The organism is Streptomyces cyaneofuscatus, from assembly GCF_000718135.1.
GTDB classification, from domain to species: Bacteria; Actinomycetota; Actinomycetes; order Streptomycetales; family Streptomycetaceae; genus Streptomyces; species Streptomyces cyaneofuscatus.
Map to the genome: position 1 here is coordinate 1 of NZ_JOEM01000026.1, position 14,767 is coordinate 14,767.

Sequence of the window (14,767 nt, forward strand, 5' to 3'; positions counted from 1 at the left end):
GCCCTCCCCCACCCCCACCCCCACGCCCCCGGCCGACGACGACCGCCCGCCCAAGGCCTCCGACGTGCCCGCCTCCGGCCCCGGCACGTTCACCGTCGCCCGCGCGGGCGTGACGAAGTCCGGCAAGGGCGAGCCCTACCGGGTCGAGGTGGAGGACGGCATCGGCGTCGACCCGGACCGGGCCGCCGAGGACATCGCGGCGATCCTGGCCGACCCGCGCGGCTGGAGCCACGGCGGCGAGCGCTCGTTCCGCCAAGTCACTGACAAATCGGCCGGGTTGGTGGTGAAGATAGGCACCGCGGCGACCACGGACCGGCTCTGCGGCGCCTACGGGCTGAAGACCCGGGGCGAGGTCAACTGCCGGGGCGGCGAACAGGTGATGGTCAACCTGAAGCGCTGGCAGCTGGGTTCGCCGCAGTTCGACGGGCCCGTCGCCGAGTACCGGGCCCTGATCATCAACCACGAGGTCGGCCACTGGCTGGGGCGCGGCCACGAGACCTGCCCGGGCAAGGGACGCCCCGCGCCCGCGATGATGCAGCAGATCGACGGGCTGAAGGGGTGCGTGGCCAACGCCTGGCCGTACGACGCTAAGGGACGCTATCTGGGCGGCCCGAAGGTGCCGTAAGCCCTCCTGGCCCCTCGTGGCCCCTCGTGGCTTCTTCGTACGGAGTCGGCTCAGCGGGCGCGGTGCACGAGCCGCCCCGCGAGCACCGTCGCCACGCAGAGCCTCGCCCCGCCCGCACGCAGCGCCGCCTCGTCGGCCACGTCGAAGACGGCGAGATCCGCCCGGCCGCCCACGGTCAGCGGGCCGTGGGCGGTGGCGGCCAGGTCGCCGCCGCCCGCGAAGGGGTCCAGGTCCGGCGGGCCGTCTCCCGGAGGCCCTGAGACCTGGACCGGCCGCCCTTGGACCTGAACCTGGACCTGGACCAGTCCGGACCGGGAGAGCGCCGTCCGCAGCCCCGGCTCGTCCGCCCCGAACGGGCCCACCACATGCGTGGTCCCGTGCCGCAGCATCCGCTGGAGCCCGCGCCGCACGCTGCCCGCCCGGCGGGCCGTGTCCATCGTCGCCGCGAGCCGCTCGAACGCCTCGCCCCACAGCGGCAGTTCACCCAGCTCGTCGGCCTCGCGCGGGTCCGGGTGGTAGCAGCGGGTGAGCAGCTCCCGGGCCCGGTCCTGGCGGAGTCCGGGCGTGAGGAGGCCGGGCCAGCGGCGGACCCTGGCCGCCGGGTGGGCGGCGACGACGTCCTCGTACGGCCCGATGGCGGCGATCCGGTCGCCGTCCACGGCCACCGCACCCTCCGCAACGGCCGCCGCGCCGACCGGAAGGACCAGCGGCGCGGCGTGAATCGTCAGCAAACGAGAGGCCCTCAGTTGGCGTTGAGGAGCTTGAGCTCCGGGTGGGCCGTGCCGCCCTCGATCGCGGTGGAGGAGATGTGCGAGACCACGCGCTCGTCGACCGGGTCGTTCGCCGGGTCGTCGTGCACGACGAGGTGCTCGTACGTGGTGGCGCGCTGCGCCGGGACCCGGTCCGCCTTGCGGATCAGGTCGATGATCTCCAGCCGGTTGGACCGGTGCTTGGCTCCGGCCGAGGAGACGACGTTCTCCTCCAGCATGATGGAGCCGAGGTCGTCGGCGCCGTAGTGCAGCGAGAGCTGGCCGACCTCCTTGCCGGTGGTCAGCCAGGAGCCCTGGATGTGGGCGACGTTGTCGAGGAAGAGCCGGGCGATGGAGATCATCCGCAGGTACTCGAAGAGCGTGGCCTGCGTGCGGCCCTTCAGCTTGTTGTTCTCCGGCTGGTAGGTGTACGGGATGAAGGCGCGGAAGCCGCCCGTACGGTCCTGGACGTCCCGGATCATCCGCAGGTGCTCGATCCGCTCGGCGTTGGTCTCGCCGGTGCCCATCAGCATGGTCGAGGTGGACTCGACACCGAGGCCGTGCGCGATCTCCATGATCTCCAGCCACCGCTCGCCGGACTCCTTGAGCGGGGCGATGGCGTTGCGCGGCCGGGCGGGCAGCAGCTCGGCGCCCGCGCCCGCGAAGGAGTCGAGACCGGCGGCGTGGATGCGGCTGATGGCCTCCTCGGCGGAGACCTTCGAGATCCGGGCCATGTGCTCGATCTCGGAGGCGCCGAGGGAGTGGATGACCAGCTGCGGGTACGCCTTCTTGATCGCGGAGAAGTGCTCCTCGTAGTACTCCACGCCGAAGTCCGGGTGGTGGCCGCCCTGGAACATGATCTGGGTGCCGCCCAGCTCCACGGTCTCCGCGCAGCGGCGCAGGATGTCCTCGATGTCCCGGGTCCAGCCCTTGGCCATGTCCTTGGGCGGCGCGTAGAAGGCGCAGAACTTGCAGGCCGTCACACACACGTTGGTGTAGTTGATGTTGCGCTCGATGATGTACGTCGCGATGTGCTCCGTACCGGCGTAACGGCGTCGGCGTACGGCGTCGGCGGCCGCCCCCAGCGCGTGCAGCGGCGCCGAGCGGTAGAGGTCGAGCGCCTCCTCCGGGGTGATCCGACCGCCCTCGGCGGCTCGGTCGAGGACGGGCTGGAGATCGGCCTTCTCGGTCACCGGGCTGTCACCTTTCGGCGGTTTTTTGAGGATCCTCGGACCGATCCAGCGTACGCCAGCCCCATGCGCCGTCAGCGGCCGGACCGGGTGAGGTCGCCGTACGGGAGGCCCGCGGCGCGCTCCTTCGACCGGTAGCCGAGCGTTCCGTCGGTGGCGAGGCGGAAGACCAGGTCGGCCTCGGTGGTGGTGCACAGGCCCGGGGTGCTGGGGCGGTCCGGGTCGGTGCGCTCGCGGACCTTCAGCTCCTTCGCGGTGCCGGAGGTGAGGGTGCCGACGCTGTTGCAGGTGACGGTGATGCCGAGCTGGGAGATGGTCGTGGACATCCGGACGACCTGGGTCCCCTTCCTCCCCTCGGTGAAGACCGCGGTGAGCGTGCCGTGCGGCTGGCCGCTCGTCTGCTCGGTGAGCGGGCCCTCCCAGGTGCCGACGAACGCCTTCGGCACCTCGTCCACCGGGGCCTCGCCCGCATCGGTGGGGGCCTCGGAGGCCGTGGCGTCCGGTTCCTCGGACGCGGTGGCCGTGGCGGTGGGGGACGGCCGGGCGGCCGCCGAGTCGTTCTCCTTGCGGCGGTCGGCGTCGCCGCCCGGGAAGAGGCCGTCGAGCAGGCCCGAGCCGAGGGCGACGACCGCGAACGAGCCCGCCACGGCCAGTGCCACGGTGCAGCTCACCCGGCGGCTCCGGCGCGCCCCGGCGCCCGGGCCCGCGCCCGTCCCTGTGTCCGTGCCGCCCGTGCCGCCCGTGCCGGTCTGCGAGTCGGCGCTGACGGTGACGGAGAACCGGGGGCCGTGGGCCCGCTGCCCGGGGAAGCCGCCGGGCGGGGTGCCGGGAGGGCCGTCCGGTACGTGGGCGAGGGGCGGGCCGAAGACCCCGATGAGGCCGGAGCCGGCGCCCGGCGGCGAGCCGTCGGAGCCGGTACGGGAGTCGGAGCCCGTACGGGAATCGGCGCCGGTACGGGAATCGGCGTCCGGGCCCTCGTGCGCGTCGGCGCCCGCCCCGATCCCCGCCCCCAGTGACGCGTTGCTGAACGGCACCGGGCCCGAGCCCACCGGCGCGTCCTGCGGTTCCAGGTCCAGCAGCGCCACCGCCGAGCGGCTGACCTCCCCCACCAGCCGGCCCGGCAGCCACCCCGCCGCCACCATCGCCGCCGCCCCGCCCGGAGCCAGCGTGCGGGCGAGGTCGGCCGGGGCGGGCCGCGCGTCCGGGTCCTTGGCCAGGCACCCGGCGACCACCTCGCGCAGCTCGCCCTCCAGACCGCCCAGTTCGGGCTCCTCGTGCACCACCTTGTAGAGGAGTACGGCGGAGGAGTCGCCGGAGAAGGGGGCGGCGCCGGTCGCCGCGTACGCCAGGACCGCGCCCAGCGAGAAGACGTCCGCCGCACCGGAGATGTCCCGGCCCCGGATCTGCTCGGGCGCCATGTAGCCGGGCGAGCCGACGGAGACGCCGGTGGAGGTGAGCGAGACGGTCGCGCCGAGGGCCCGGGCGATGCCGAAGTCGATGAGGCGGGGCCCGTCCAGGGCGAGCAGCACGTTGGAGGGCTTCACATCGCGGTGGACGATGCCCTGGCCGTGGACGACGTGGAGGGCCTCGGCGAGCCCGGCACCCAGGGTGCGTACCGCGTGCTCGGGCAGCGGCCCGTGCTCGGTGATCGCCTGGGAGAGCGGCGGCCCGGCGACGTAACCGGTGGCGACCCACGGCACCGGGGCGTCCGGGTCGGCGTCCAGGACGGGGGCGGTCCACTGCGCGCCGATGCGCCGCGCGGACTCCACCTCGCGCCGGAACCGGGCGCGGAACTGCTCGTCCAGGGCGAAGTGCGGGTGGACCACTTTCACCGCGACCGTACGGCCGCCGGCGCTGCGCCCGAGATAGACCCGGCCCATGCCGCCCGCACCGAGCCTGCCGAGCAGCCGGTAGGAACCGATGGTGTGCGGTTCGCCCGCTTCCAGCGGCTGCATACGGCCTCCCCCTGTGAACCCTGTGAACCTGCGGCTGGTGAACCTGTGGCTGAGAGTCCTGCGGTCGGTCCGGACTCGGACCGAAGCCTAGGGGGCGCCACCGGCGCGGTCACCGGGAAACGGCCGGACCATTCCCCCTTCTCCGGGCAGGAGGGGATGATTTCGCCCCGGGGAAAGGCGCGAATGCGTTGTTCGGCCGCCCCTCACCCAATTCCCTCGTCCGGGAACGGGAAAGGGAATTCGCCCCATTCCCCGGCTGGAAGGCCCAACCGCTTGAAGGCTCAACCGCTCAACCGCTCAGCCGCCGAGCAACTCCACCCGCACATCCGCCGGGTACCCGGTGTCCGCCCCGGTCCGGCGGGCGAACTCGCGGACGCCGGCCAGCTGCTCCGGGCCGAAGCGGAAGTCCAGGGTCGTGAAGTACCGCTCCAGCACCTCCGCGTCGAAGGCCTCCCAGCGGGCCGCCTGCTCCGCGACCTTGGTGACCTCCTCCAGGGAGAGGTCCCGGGAGGCGAGGAACGCCTGGTGCACCTTGGCCGCCGTCTCGGGGTGGGCTGCCAGGAAGTCCTTGCGGGCAGCCCAGACGGCGAAGACGAACGGCAGCCCCGTCCACTCCTTCCACATCTGGCCCAGGTCGTGGACCTGGAGCCCGAGGCGGGGGGCGTCGTGCAGGTTGGCGCGCAGGGCGGCGTCGCCGATCAGCACCGCCGCGTCCGCCTCCTGCATCATCAGCCCGAGGTCGGGCGGGCAGGTGTAGTAGTCGGGCCGGACCCCGTACCGCTCGGCCAGCAGCAGCTGGGCCAGGCGTACGGAGGTGCGCGAGGTGGAACCGAGGGCGACCCGGGCCCGGTCGAGCTGCTCCAGCGGGAGCTGGGAGACGATCACGCAGGACATCACGGGCCCGTCGCAGCCGACCGCGATGTCCGGGAAGGCGACCAGGTCGTCGGCGTTGCGCAGGTACTCCACGAGGGTGACCGGGCCGATGTCCAGGTCCCCCCTGACCAGCTGCTCGCTGAGCCTCTCCGGGGTGTCCTTCGAGAGCTCCAGGTCGAGCAGGGTCCCCGTACGCGCCAGGCCCCAGTAGAGCGGCAGGCAGTTCAGGAACTGGATGTGGCCGACGCGGGGCCGGCTGCGACGGTCGTCGCCCTCACCGGCCGGGGCGTCACTGGCTGAGACGGTTGAATTGTCCACATCGCGAGGCTAGACCCGCCTCCGGCGGCCGGCACCACCGGGGCGTCCGTGGAGGCCGCGACAGGGCAGTCAAACGTTCGGGTGAAGTGATCTTTCCCTCTACCGCTCTCCGGAGACTGCGTGCTAGGCTCGCTCGCAAGTTGCAGTTTGGTTTCCCTTGCAGTACAGAGCCTGCGGAGCATGTAACCCGCAGGCTTTTGTAGTTTTCAGACTTGTTTGCAGGTTCTGGAGCAGGGCAACCCTTTGGCCCAAGGAGGGCTTATGGCTACCGGAACCGTCAAGTGGTTCAACGCTGAAAAGGGCTTCGGCTTCATCGCCCAGGACGGCGGCGGCCCGGATGTCTTCGTTCACTACTCCGCGATCAACGCGTCCGGGTTCCGCTCCCTCGAGGAGAACCAGGTCGTGAACTTCGACGTCACTCAGGGACCCAAGGGTCCGCAGGCTGAGAACGTCACCCCGGCCTAGTTGCCCGGGTCGGCCGATCGCGGCCGTACATAGCAGTACCCAAGGAGCCCCGCTCCCCCGCTTCGGCGGAGGAACGGGGCTCCTGCCTGTTTCCGGGGCGCGCGGACCGTACGCCTTGACCTTCACCCCGTGTGAAGCCGTGCAGTGGGAGCCATCATGTTCACCATCGGAGACTTCGCCCGGTACGGGCGGGTGTCGCGCCGGATGCTGCGTCACTACGACGCCATCGGGCTGCTGCGCCCGGACCGCACCGACCCCGCCACCGGCTACCGCTTCTACGGCGCCGCCCAGCTCGCCCGGCTCAACCGGATCATCGCGCTCAAGGACCTCGGCTTCACGCTCCAGCAGGTGCGGGACGTCCTGGACGAGCGGGTGGGCCCGGAGGAGCTGCGCGGGATGCTGCGGCTGCGCCGGGCGGAGCTGGCGGAGGCGGTGGCGGCCGCGACGGCGCGGCTGGCCCAGGTCGAGGCGAGGCTCCGGTCGATCGAGAGCGAGGGGCACATGCCTGCCGACGACGTTGTGATCAAGACCGTTCCCGCGGTCCGGGTGGCCGAGCTGACCGGGATCGCCGCGAGCTACGAGCCGCAGGACATCGGGCCGGTGATCGGTCCGCTGTACGAGGAGCTCTTCCCGCTCCTGGAGGGCACCGGCGTCCGGCCCACCGGTCCCGGGATCGCCTGGTACGAGGACGCCCCGCACGGCTCTCCCGGGGGTGGCGGCGCGATCGTCGTGCACGCGGGGGTGACGGTGTCGGCCCCGGTGGGACCGGTCGGCGGGACCGGGGTACGGGTCGTGGAGCTGCCCCCGTTCGAGGCGGCGACGATCGTGCACCGGGGCGCGATGGACGACGTGCTGCCGGCCGCGCAGACCCTGGCCCGGTGGCTGGACGCGAACGGCTACCGCTCCACGGGGTACGCCCGCGAGGTCAACCTGGAGTGCCCGGCGGACCGGAGCCAGTGGGTGACGGAGCTCCAGGAGCCGGTGGCCAAGGCCTGACGACGGCCCGGCGTACCGGGGCGTAGGACGTACGGGGAGGGGCACCGCTCCCTCCCCGTACGCACGTACCCCTCCGTACCCCTACGTGCCCCTACGCCCCCGCCCAGAGCCCGTCCTCCGTCAGCCCCAGCAGCTCGATCGCGTTGCCGCGGACGATGCGGTCCACGACGTCCGGGGCGAGGTGGCCCATCTGCGCCTCGCCGACCTCGCGGGACCTGGGCCAGGTGGAGTCGGAGTGCGGGTAGTCCGTCTCGTACAGGACGTTGCCGACGCCGATCGCGTCCAGGTTCTTCAGCCCGAAGGCGTCGTCGAAGAAGCAGCCGTAGACGTGGTCCGCGAACAGCTCGGACGGCGGGCGGTGGACCTTGTCGGCGACGCCGCCCCAGGCGCGGTTCTCCTCCCAGACGACGTCGGCGCGTTCCAGGATGTACGGGATCCAGCCGATCTGCCCCTCCGCGTACATGATCTTCAGGCCCGGGAAGCGCTCGAACTTGCCGCTCATCAGCCAGTCGACCATCGAGAAGCAGCAGTTGGCGAAGGTGATGGTGGAGCCGACGGCGGGCGGGGCGTCGGCGGAGGTGGACGGCATCTTCGACGAGGAGCCGATGTGCATGGCGATGACGGTCCCGGTCTCGTCGCAGGCCGCGAGGAACGGATCCCAGTCGTCCGTATGTATGGACGGAAGCCCGAGATGGGGAGGTATCTCGGAGAACGCGACCGCGCGCACGCCCCGGGCCGCGTTGCGCCGGACCTCGGCGGCGGCGAGCTCCGCGTCCCAGAGCGGGACGAGGGTGAGCGGGATGAGGCGGCCGTGCGCCTCGGAGCCGCACCACTCCTCCACCATCCAGTCGTTGTACGCGCGCACCCCGAGGAGCCCGAGCTCGCGGTCCTTCGCCTCGGTGAACGTCTGGCCGCAGAAGCGCGGGAAGGTCGGGAAGCAGAGGGCGGACTGGACGTGGTTGACGTCCATGTCGGCGAGCCGGTCCGGGACCGAGAAGGAGCCCGGGCGCATCTGCTCGTAGGTGATGATCTCCAGCTTGATCTCGTCCCTGTCGTAGCCGACGGCCGTGTCCAGGCGGGTGAGCGGCCGGTGCAGGTCCTCGTAGACCCACCAGTCGCCGACCGGGCCCTCGTCGCCCCGGGCCCCCATCACGGGCGCGAACTTTCCGCCCATGAAGGTCATTTCCTTCAGCGGTGCGCGGACGATGCGCGGGCCGGAGTCCGCGTACCTGGACGGGAGCCGGTCCCGCCAGACATGAGCGGGCTCCACCGTGTGGTCGTCCACCGAGATGATCTTCGGGAAGGTCTCCATGCGTTCCACGGTAGCGCCGATCTGACGAGCCGTCAGCTAGCGTGCACGCATCGACGGAGGACGCGGCTCCCCGCCCTGCTCCCCGCACGGTTCCCGAATCGTTGTCGAGGGCTTGTGCAGAGCGTCACCCACTGCTGACGCGCCCGCCCGCGACAAGGCAGACTGTTGAGCGCGATACCAGCGGTACCGAGCAATCCGGATGTACACCGCACTTCGACGCACGGACGGACAGGCGGCTGGGAGCGGGCGGACCTTCGGAGACGGGCACCACCGGCAGGACCGGAGCAGGACCGGCAGGACTCGCCGACGAGGCCGGGCCGGCAGGCGAGCAGGACAGGGGGCATCAATGGACCGTGATCACGGGCCACGCGTGCGCGTACCGGAGCAGCGCGCTCCGGAGGAACCGGGGGCCGCCGACTCCCTCAGGTTCACCGTCCTGGGCCCCGTACGGGCATGGCGCGGGGCCCAGGCGCTCCCCTCCGGCTCCCCCCAGCAGCGCGCGCTGCTCGCCGCCCTGCTCCTGCGCGAGGGCCGGACGGCCACGGCGAACGAGCTGATCGACGCGTTCTGGGGCGAGGACCCGCCCTCGCAGGCGAAGGCCACGATCCGTACGTACGCCTCACGGCTCCGCAAGATCCTGGGCCAGGAGACGCTGGTCAGCGAGTCCGGCGGGTACGCGCTCCGGATCGGCCGGGGCGCACTCGACCTGACCCTGGCGCAGGATCTTGCCGCCGAGGCGGAGAAGGCCCGCGCGAGCGGTGACCGCTGCCAGGCCCGCACGCTGATCAACAAGGTGCTGGGCCTGTGGGACGGCGAGGCGCTGGCCTCCGTGCCCGGGCCGTACGCGGAGAACCAGCGCACCCGGCTGGAGGAGTGGCGCCTCCAGCTCACCGAGGCCCGGCTCGATCTGGACCTGGAGGTGGGCAGCCATGCGGAGGCCGTCTCCGAGCTGACCGCGCTCACCGCCGCCCACCCGCTGCGCGAACGCCTGCGCGAGCTGCTGATGGTGGCGCTGTACCGCAGCGGGCGGCAGGCGGAGGCGCTGGCCGTGTACGCGGACACCCGTCGGCTCCTCGCCGAGGAGCTGGGCGTCGACCCGCGCCCCGAACTGGCCCAGCTCCAGCAGCGCATCCTGCGGGCCGACGAGGAGCTGGCCCGCCCGGCGGACGAGCCGGCCCCGGCGGCGGCGCCCGTGAAGCCCGCGCAGCTTCCGGCGACCGTGCCCGACTTCACGGGACGCGACTCCTTCGTACGGGATCTGGGCGCCCAACTGGCCACCGCCGAGGGGTCGGTGATGGCGGTCTCCGCGCTGGCCGGGATCGGCGGGGTCGGCAAGACGACCCTGGCCGTTCACGTCGCCCACCAGGCCCGCCCGCACTTCCCCGACGGGCAGCTCTACGTCGACCTCCAGGGCGCGGGCGCGCGGGCGGCCGAGCCGGAGACGGTCCTCGGCTCGTTCCTGCGGGCGCTCGGCACCGCGGACTCGGCGATCCCGGACACCCTGGACGAGCGGGCCGCGCTCTACCGCTCCACGCTGGACGGCCGCCGCATCCTCGTCCTCCTCGACAACGCCCACGACGCGGCCCAGATCCGCCCGCTGCTGCCCGGGACGCCGGGGTGCGCGGCCCTGGTGACGAGCCGGGTGCGGATGGTCGACCTGGCCGGGGCACACCTGGTGGACCTGGACGTGATGGCGCCGGACGAGGCGCTCCAGCTCTTCACGAGGATCGTCGGCGCGGAACGGGTCGGCGCGGAACGGGAAGCGGCCCTGGACGTGGTGGCCGCCTGCGGTTTCCTCCCCCTCGCCATCCGCATCGCCGCCTCCCGGCTGGCCGCCCGCCGCACCTGGACGGTCTCCGTCCTCGCCGGCAAGCTGGCCGACGAGCGCCGCCGCCTCGACGAGCTCCAGGCGGGCGACCTCGCGGTGAAGGCCACCTTCGAACTCGGCTACGGCCAGCTGGAACCGGCCCAGGCCCGCGCCTTCCGCCTCCTCGGCCTCGCGGACGGCCCGGACATCTCGCTCGCCGCCGCGGCGGCCCTGCTGAACCTGGAGCCGCACACGGCGGAGGATCTCCTGGAGGCGCTGGTCGACACCTCCCTCCTGGAGTCGGCCGCGCCGGGCCGCTACCGCTACCACGACCTCGTACGCCTCTACGCGCGTGCGTGCGCCGAGCGCGACGAACAGCCGCCGGTGGAAAGGGAGCTGGCGCTGTCGCGGCTGCTGGACTTCTACCTGGCGACGGCGGCGGGGGTGTACTCGCTGGAGCGGCCGGGGGAACGGGTCCTGGACCACTTCACCCGGACCGAGTACCCGGGCTTGGTGTTCCCTCTCCGGGAGACCGCTCTCGACTGGCTGTTCACGGAGTCGAGCGGACTCCTGGCCTGCGCCCGCCAGTCGGCCGCCATCGGGATGCCCAAGCGCGCCTCGGACCTCCTCATGGCCGTGGTCGACCTCGGGGAGTCCGGTGCGAACTCGCACCAGTTCGCCACCGCCGCCAAGGCCGTGAGCGACGCCGCCCGCGCCGCCGGCGAGGCGCAGGCCGAGGCCAGGGCCCGCACGATGCTGTCGCACGTGCACAGCGTCTCGGGGCGGTTCGCCGAGGCCGATGCGGAGGCCAGCCGGGCCCTCGCCCTGGGGCAGCGGGCCGAGGACCCGGTCTCACTGGGCCAGGCCCCCAACCAGCGGGGCATCATCGCCCTGTACGAGAACCGGCACGAGGACGCCGAGGCCCATCTGACCCAGGCCATGGCCGCGTTCCGCGCCGACGGCAACAAGCCCGGGGAGGCGGCCGCCCTGTGCAACCTCTCCCGGGTCCACCTGGCCACCGGCCGGACCACCAGCGCGGTGCACCTTGCCCAGCAGGGCGTCGCCATCTACGAGGGCGACGCCACGGACCTGGCGCTGCGGCTGGCCAACGGGAAGTACGCCCTGGGGCTGGCGCTCATCGGAAGCGAGCAGATGCCCCGGGCCCGCGACGCCCTCCTGGAGGCGCTCCAGATCTTCCGGGAGAGCCGGCAGCAGCTCTGGCACGGGATGACCCTCTTCCGGCTGGCGGAGCTCCACCTCGCCGAGCAGGACGGGGCTCAGGCCGCCGCCCACGCGGAGCAGGCGCTGGCCGTGCTGCGCGGCATCGGCGGGGACTGGCGCCGCGCCAACGTCCTGGCCGTGCTCGGCCGTGGTCTGACGGCCATAGGGCAGCGGGACCGGGCCCAGGTCTGCTGGAGCGAGGCGCTGGCCATCTTCGAGGAACTGCGCTCGCCCGAGGCCGCGTCGGTGCGCGCCCTGCTGAACCCGGCGGGTGTGAGCTGACGCCAGGGGCGGCGCCCACGGCCCGCGCGCGGGCCGCGTTCATCATTCGTTTATCGCCGACCGACAGTCTCTGACTCATCGATCCGTCGCGTCGGGGGGCAGACGGATCGGCTTGCGGCCTCACCACTATGGTGAACGGCCCTGGAGGGCCTGCCCGGCAGTCCACGGGGGAACAGCCGGGCAGGCCCCGCCCGATCATCACGTCACCATTTTCAGGAGTTGACTGACATGGCCGCCAACAAGGACAACCTCAAGCCCAACGGGGACGCGCACGCCACGGGCGAGGACATCACCACGCAGGACGCGCACGCCACGACCACGCCGGTGACGAAACTCGGCGACGCCCACGCGACGGGTGAGCCGGTGGGCAAGCTCGGCGACGCCCACGCCACGAGCGAGCCCATCAAGTAGACCTTCACGACGGGGATACGGGGGACGGGGGTACGGGGGGTACGTACGGGGGAGCAGCCACGGCGGCGTGGAGGGGGAGCCGTCGCGGCTGTCGTACGCAGAGGGGCCCGAGCCTGGGGATGGGCTCGGGCCCCTCGGGCGTGTGAGGTGCGGGCTGAGGGGCGGGCTACAGGGCCCGGACCTGGACCCGGGGCGCGCACAGCTTGGTCAGGTCGTCGGCGTCGGAGGTGAAGACGACCGTCCGGCCGCGCTGCCGGTTCGCCAGCACCGCCAGCACCGCGTCGATGGCGTACTTGTGGCCGTGGAGGCCCGTGTCCAGCAGGAGTCGGATCGCCTCGTCCGCGACCTCCTTGGTGACCGGCTCGGCGACAAGGCGGGACATGGCCCAGTTCCACTCCGCCGGACGGACCTTGCCGTGGTACGCCTCAACGAGGGTCATGGGGCTCGTCATCACCCGGCTACCCGCCTGGTGCGCCTTCGTGAGGATGCCTGTCATTGTGCGGTCACGCAGAGCAATCCTGGACAGCGCCTCGGAGTCCAGGATGAAGCAGATGTCCTTCATCAGGCAGCTGCCGCCTCTTCGCCGCGTCCGTCGGTTTCCCGCTCCTCGAACCACCGCTCGATGTCCCGCATCTCGGCGGTGGCCGCATCCTGCTCCTCCTCGGTGAGCGGGCCGCGCTCGGTCTGCATCCACGCGACCAGCTCCCCCAGCCGGTCATGCTCGCGCTGACGCTCTATGGCCCGCGTGACATACGCGCTGAAGGCGCCCGGGCCGACCTCCGCCCGGATCTCCTCCGCCAGCTCCTCCGGCAGGGTGACCGTGTATTTCTTGGTTGCCATACTTACGACCATACCGCCGGTTCACGGTGTCGGCCCGGCCCGTTCACCCCAGCCGGTGAAGCCGAACAAACCTGCGCTACCCCCGCCCCCGCAGCTCCCCCTTCACCACCTTGCCGCTCGCGTTGCGCGGGAGCTCCGGGACGAACTCCACCGCCCTCGGCACCTTGAAGTTCGCCATCTCGCGGCGGGACCAGGCGATCAGGTCGTCCGCCGTCACCGTGGCGCCCCGGCGGCGGACCGCGTACGCCTTGCCGACCTCGCCGAGGCGGGGGTCGGGGACGCCGACGACCGCCACGTCGGCGATGTCCGGGTGGAGGCCGAGGAGCTGTTCGATCTCGGCCGGGTAGGCGTTGAAGCCGCCCACGATGAACATGTCCTTGATCCGGTCCGTGATCCGCAGGTTGCCCGCCGCGTCCAGGACGCCCACGTCGCCGGTGCGGAGCCAGCCGTCCGGGGTGAGCGCGTCGGCCGTGGTCTCCGGGTCCTCGAAGTAGCCGCTCATCACGGTGAAGCCCCGGACCTGGATCTCGCCGGGCTCCCCGGGGCCGCCCAGGACGCGGACCTCGGTGCCGGGGATCGCGCGGCCGGACGTGGTGGCCACGGTCTGCGGCGCGTCGCCCCGGCGGCACATCGTGACGATGCCGCTCGCCTCGGAGAGGCCGTACGCCGTGAGGACCGTGGCGATGTGGAGTTCGCCGCGCAGCCGCTCCACCAGGCGCAGCGGGACCACCGCCGCGCCCGTCACCACCAGGCGCAGGGCGGAGAGGTCGTGGGCGTCGCGGGCCGGGTGGTCCAGGAGGGACTGGTGGAGGGTGGGCGGCCCGGGCAGGACGGAGATACGTTCCGCCGCGATGTTGGCCAGCACCGTGTCCACGTTGAACACCGGCTGCGGAACCATCGTGGCCCCCCGCATCAGGCAGGCGATGATCCCCGCCTTGTAGCCGAAGGTGTGGAAGAAGGGGTTGACGATGAGATAGCGGTCGCCCTCGCGCAGGCCCGCCAGCTCGCTCCAGATCTCGTACGCGCGCAGCGTCTGCGCATGGGTGATCACCGCACCCTTGGGAGCGCCCGTGGTGCCCGAGGTGTAGATGATGTCGGAGGGGTCCGAGGGGCGGATGGCGGCCGCCCGTTCCCGTACGGCGGCGGCCGGCACCCCCTCCCCCGCCGCCAGGAACTCCGCCCAGCTCGTGTAGTCCTCCGGGGCCGTCTCCGCCAGCACCACCACCCGCTCCAGGTCCGGCAGCTTCACCTCCGACCGGCGCAGGGACGCCACGTACGACGTCCCCAGGAACGTGCCGGTGACGAAGAGCAGCCTGGCCCGGCTGCGGCGCAGGATGTGGGCGGCCTCCGTCCCCTTGAAGCGGGTGTTCAGGGGCACCAGCACCGCGCCGGCGCTCACCGCCCCGAGCGCGGCGACGATCCAGTCCAGCGTGTTCGGGGCCCAGATCGCGACCCGGTCGCCCGGCTCCACCCCGGCGGCCACGCACGCGGCGGCGGAGCGCTCCACCCGGTCGCCGAGTTCGGCGTACGTCAGGCGGGTGCGGCCCTCGACCACCGCCTCCGCCGGGCCGTACCGCCGCGCCGCCTCCCGCACCAGCCCCGGGATGCTGCCCCACTCCTCGTCGCCTCGCATCACGCGCCCGCCTTCCTGCCGCCGCCGCACTAGCTGACTAGCCGTCAGATTAGCGGTAGCCTCTGCCGCTGTCAGCAGGCGCGGGAGTGC

13 protein-coding genes are annotated in these 14,767 nt (G+C 72.5%); 5 read left to right on the plus strand and 8 right to left on the minus strand.

All coding sequences use genetic code 11. The features are described 5' to 3' along the window. Positions 1–625: DUF3152 domain-containing protein (locus IF17_RS0131585; protein WP_030573417.1), on the plus strand; the 625-nt coding region annotated here is incomplete at its 5' end. A 50-nt stretch (positions 626–675) separates the two neighbouring features. Here the strand turns inward: IF17_RS0131585 and IF17_RS0131590 are convergent. The 4 genes from IF17_RS0131590 to IF17_RS0131605 form a co-directional block, all read right to left on the minus strand. After that, on the minus strand, positions 676–1,356 hold the full coding sequence (locus IF17_RS0131590) for an imidazolonepropionase-like domain-containing protein (RefSeq protein ID WP_030573419.1): 681 nt from the start codon (positions 1,354–1,356) through the stop codon (positions 676–678). 11 nt (positions 1,357–1,367) lie between these two features. Continuing rightward, the gene (gene mqnC, locus IF17_RS0131595; protein ID WP_030573422.1) at positions 1,368–2,567 is read right to left on the minus strand and encodes a cyclic dehypoxanthinyl futalosine synthase; all 1,200 of its coding nucleotides are present in this window, start codon (positions 2,565–2,567) and stop codon (positions 1,368–1,370) included. A 71-nt stretch (positions 2,568–2,638) separates the two neighbouring features. Next, positions 2,639–4,519, minus strand: a complete 1,881-nt coding sequence (locus tag IF17_RS0131600; protein WP_030573425.1) for a serine/threonine-protein kinase — start codon at positions 4,517–4,519, stop codon at positions 2,639–2,641. A gap of 297 nt (positions 4,520–4,816) precedes the next feature. Then, positions 4,817–5,710, minus strand: a complete 894-nt coding sequence (locus tag IF17_RS0131605; RefSeq protein WP_018510709.1) for a menaquinone biosynthetic enzyme MqnA/MqnD family protein — start codon at positions 5,708–5,710, stop codon at positions 4,817–4,819. Between the two features lie 261 nt (positions 5,711–5,971). Between IF17_RS0131605 and IF17_RS0131610 the strand changes: the two genes are divergently transcribed. After that, complete coding sequence (locus IF17_RS0131610; protein ID WP_003967102.1) at positions 5,972–6,175, plus strand: cold-shock protein; 204 nt, start codon at positions 5,972–5,974, stop codon at positions 6,173–6,175. 156 nt (positions 6,176–6,331) lie between these two features. Beyond that, positions 6,332–7,171: a MerR family transcriptional regulator gene (locus IF17_RS0131615; protein WP_030573428.1), complete on the plus strand. Its 840-nt coding sequence runs from the start codon at positions 6,332–6,334 to the stop codon at positions 7,169–7,171. 91 nt (positions 7,172–7,262) lie between these two features. Here the strand turns inward: IF17_RS0131615 and IF17_RS0131620 are convergent, their stop codons facing one another. After that, complete coding sequence (locus IF17_RS0131620) at positions 7,263–8,483, minus strand: amidohydrolase family protein (protein ID WP_030573431.1); 1,221 nt, start codon at positions 8,481–8,483, stop codon at positions 7,263–7,265. A 346-nt stretch (positions 8,484–8,829) separates the two neighbouring features. Here IF17_RS0131620 and afsR point away from each other — a divergent pair, with 346 nt between their 5' ends. Further along, positions 8,830–11,793, plus strand: a complete 2,964-nt coding sequence (gene afsR, locus IF17_RS0131625) for an SARP-family global regulator AfsR (RefSeq protein WP_030573435.1) — start codon at positions 8,830–8,832, stop codon at positions 11,791–11,793. 228 nt (positions 11,794–12,021) lie between these two features. After that, positions 12,022–12,204 (plus strand): hypothetical protein, encoded by a 183-nt coding sequence (locus IF17_RS0131630; protein WP_030573437.1) that lies wholly within the window; start codon positions 12,022–12,024, stop codon positions 12,202–12,204. Between the two features lie 166 nt (positions 12,205–12,370). On the opposite strand, the gene IF17_RS0131635 is transcribed toward IF17_RS0131630, so the two are convergent. The 3 genes from IF17_RS0131635 to IF17_RS0131645 all read right to left on the minus strand — a co-directional run bounded on the left by IF17_RS0131635 (position 12,371) and on the right by IF17_RS0131645 (position 14,677). Continuing rightward, a complete protein-coding gene (locus tag IF17_RS0131635; protein WP_030573439.1) occupies positions 12,371–12,766 on the minus strand; it encodes a PIN domain-containing protein in 396 nt (131 codons plus the stop codon). Then, the gene (locus IF17_RS0131640) at positions 12,766–13,044 is read right to left on the minus strand and encodes a hypothetical protein (RefSeq protein WP_032772908.1); all 279 of its coding nucleotides are present in this window, start codon (positions 13,042–13,044) and stop codon (positions 12,766–12,768) included. Before IF17_RS0131640 ends, IF17_RS0131635 begins: the two co-directional genes overlap by 1 nt. 76 nt (positions 13,045–13,120) lie before the next feature. Continuing rightward, entirely contained in the window at positions 13,121–14,677 is a 1,557-nt protein-coding gene (locus IF17_RS0131645; protein WP_030573447.1) for a FadD3 family acyl-CoA ligase, read from the minus strand. Positions 14,678–14,767: the final 90 nt, after the last annotated feature.

What these genes read in the sequence shown, in the direction of transcription:
- IF17_RS0131600 (WP_030573425.1), bottom strand. Translation starts at nt 4,519, where the DNA reads ATGCAGCCGCTGGAAGCGGGCGAACCGCACACCATCGGTTCCTACCGG.
- IF17_RS0131610 (WP_003967102.1), top strand. Translation starts at nt 5,972, where the DNA reads ATGGCTACCGGAACCGTCAAGTGGTTCAACGCTGAAAAGGGCTTCGGC.
- IF17_RS0131615 (WP_030573428.1), top strand. Translation starts at nt 6,332, where the DNA reads ATGTTCACCATCGGAGACTTCGCCCGGTACGGGCGGGTGTCGCGCCGG.
- IF17_RS0131620 (WP_030573431.1), bottom strand. Translation starts at nt 8,483, where the DNA reads ATGGAGACCTTCCCGAAGATCATCTCGGTGGACGACCACACGGTGGAG.
- afsR (WP_030573435.1), top strand. Translation starts at nt 8,830, where the DNA reads ATGGACCGTGATCACGGGCCACGCGTGCGCGTACCGGAGCAGCGCGCT.
- IF17_RS0131630 (WP_030573437.1), top strand. Translation starts at nt 12,022, where the DNA reads ATGGCCGCCAACAAGGACAACCTCAAGCCCAACGGGGACGCGCACGCC.
- IF17_RS0131635 (WP_030573439.1), bottom strand. Translation starts at nt 12,766, where the DNA reads ATGAAGGACATCTGCTTCATCCTGGACTCCGAGGCGCTGTCCAGGATT.
- IF17_RS0131640 (WP_032772908.1), bottom strand. Translation starts at nt 13,044, where the DNA reads ATGGCAACCAAGAAATACACGGTCACCCTGCCGGAGGAGCTGGCGGAG.
- IF17_RS0131645 (WP_030573447.1), bottom strand. Translation starts at nt 14,677, where the DNA reads ATGCGAGGCGACGAGGAGTGGGGCAGCATCCCGGGGCTGGTGCGGGAG.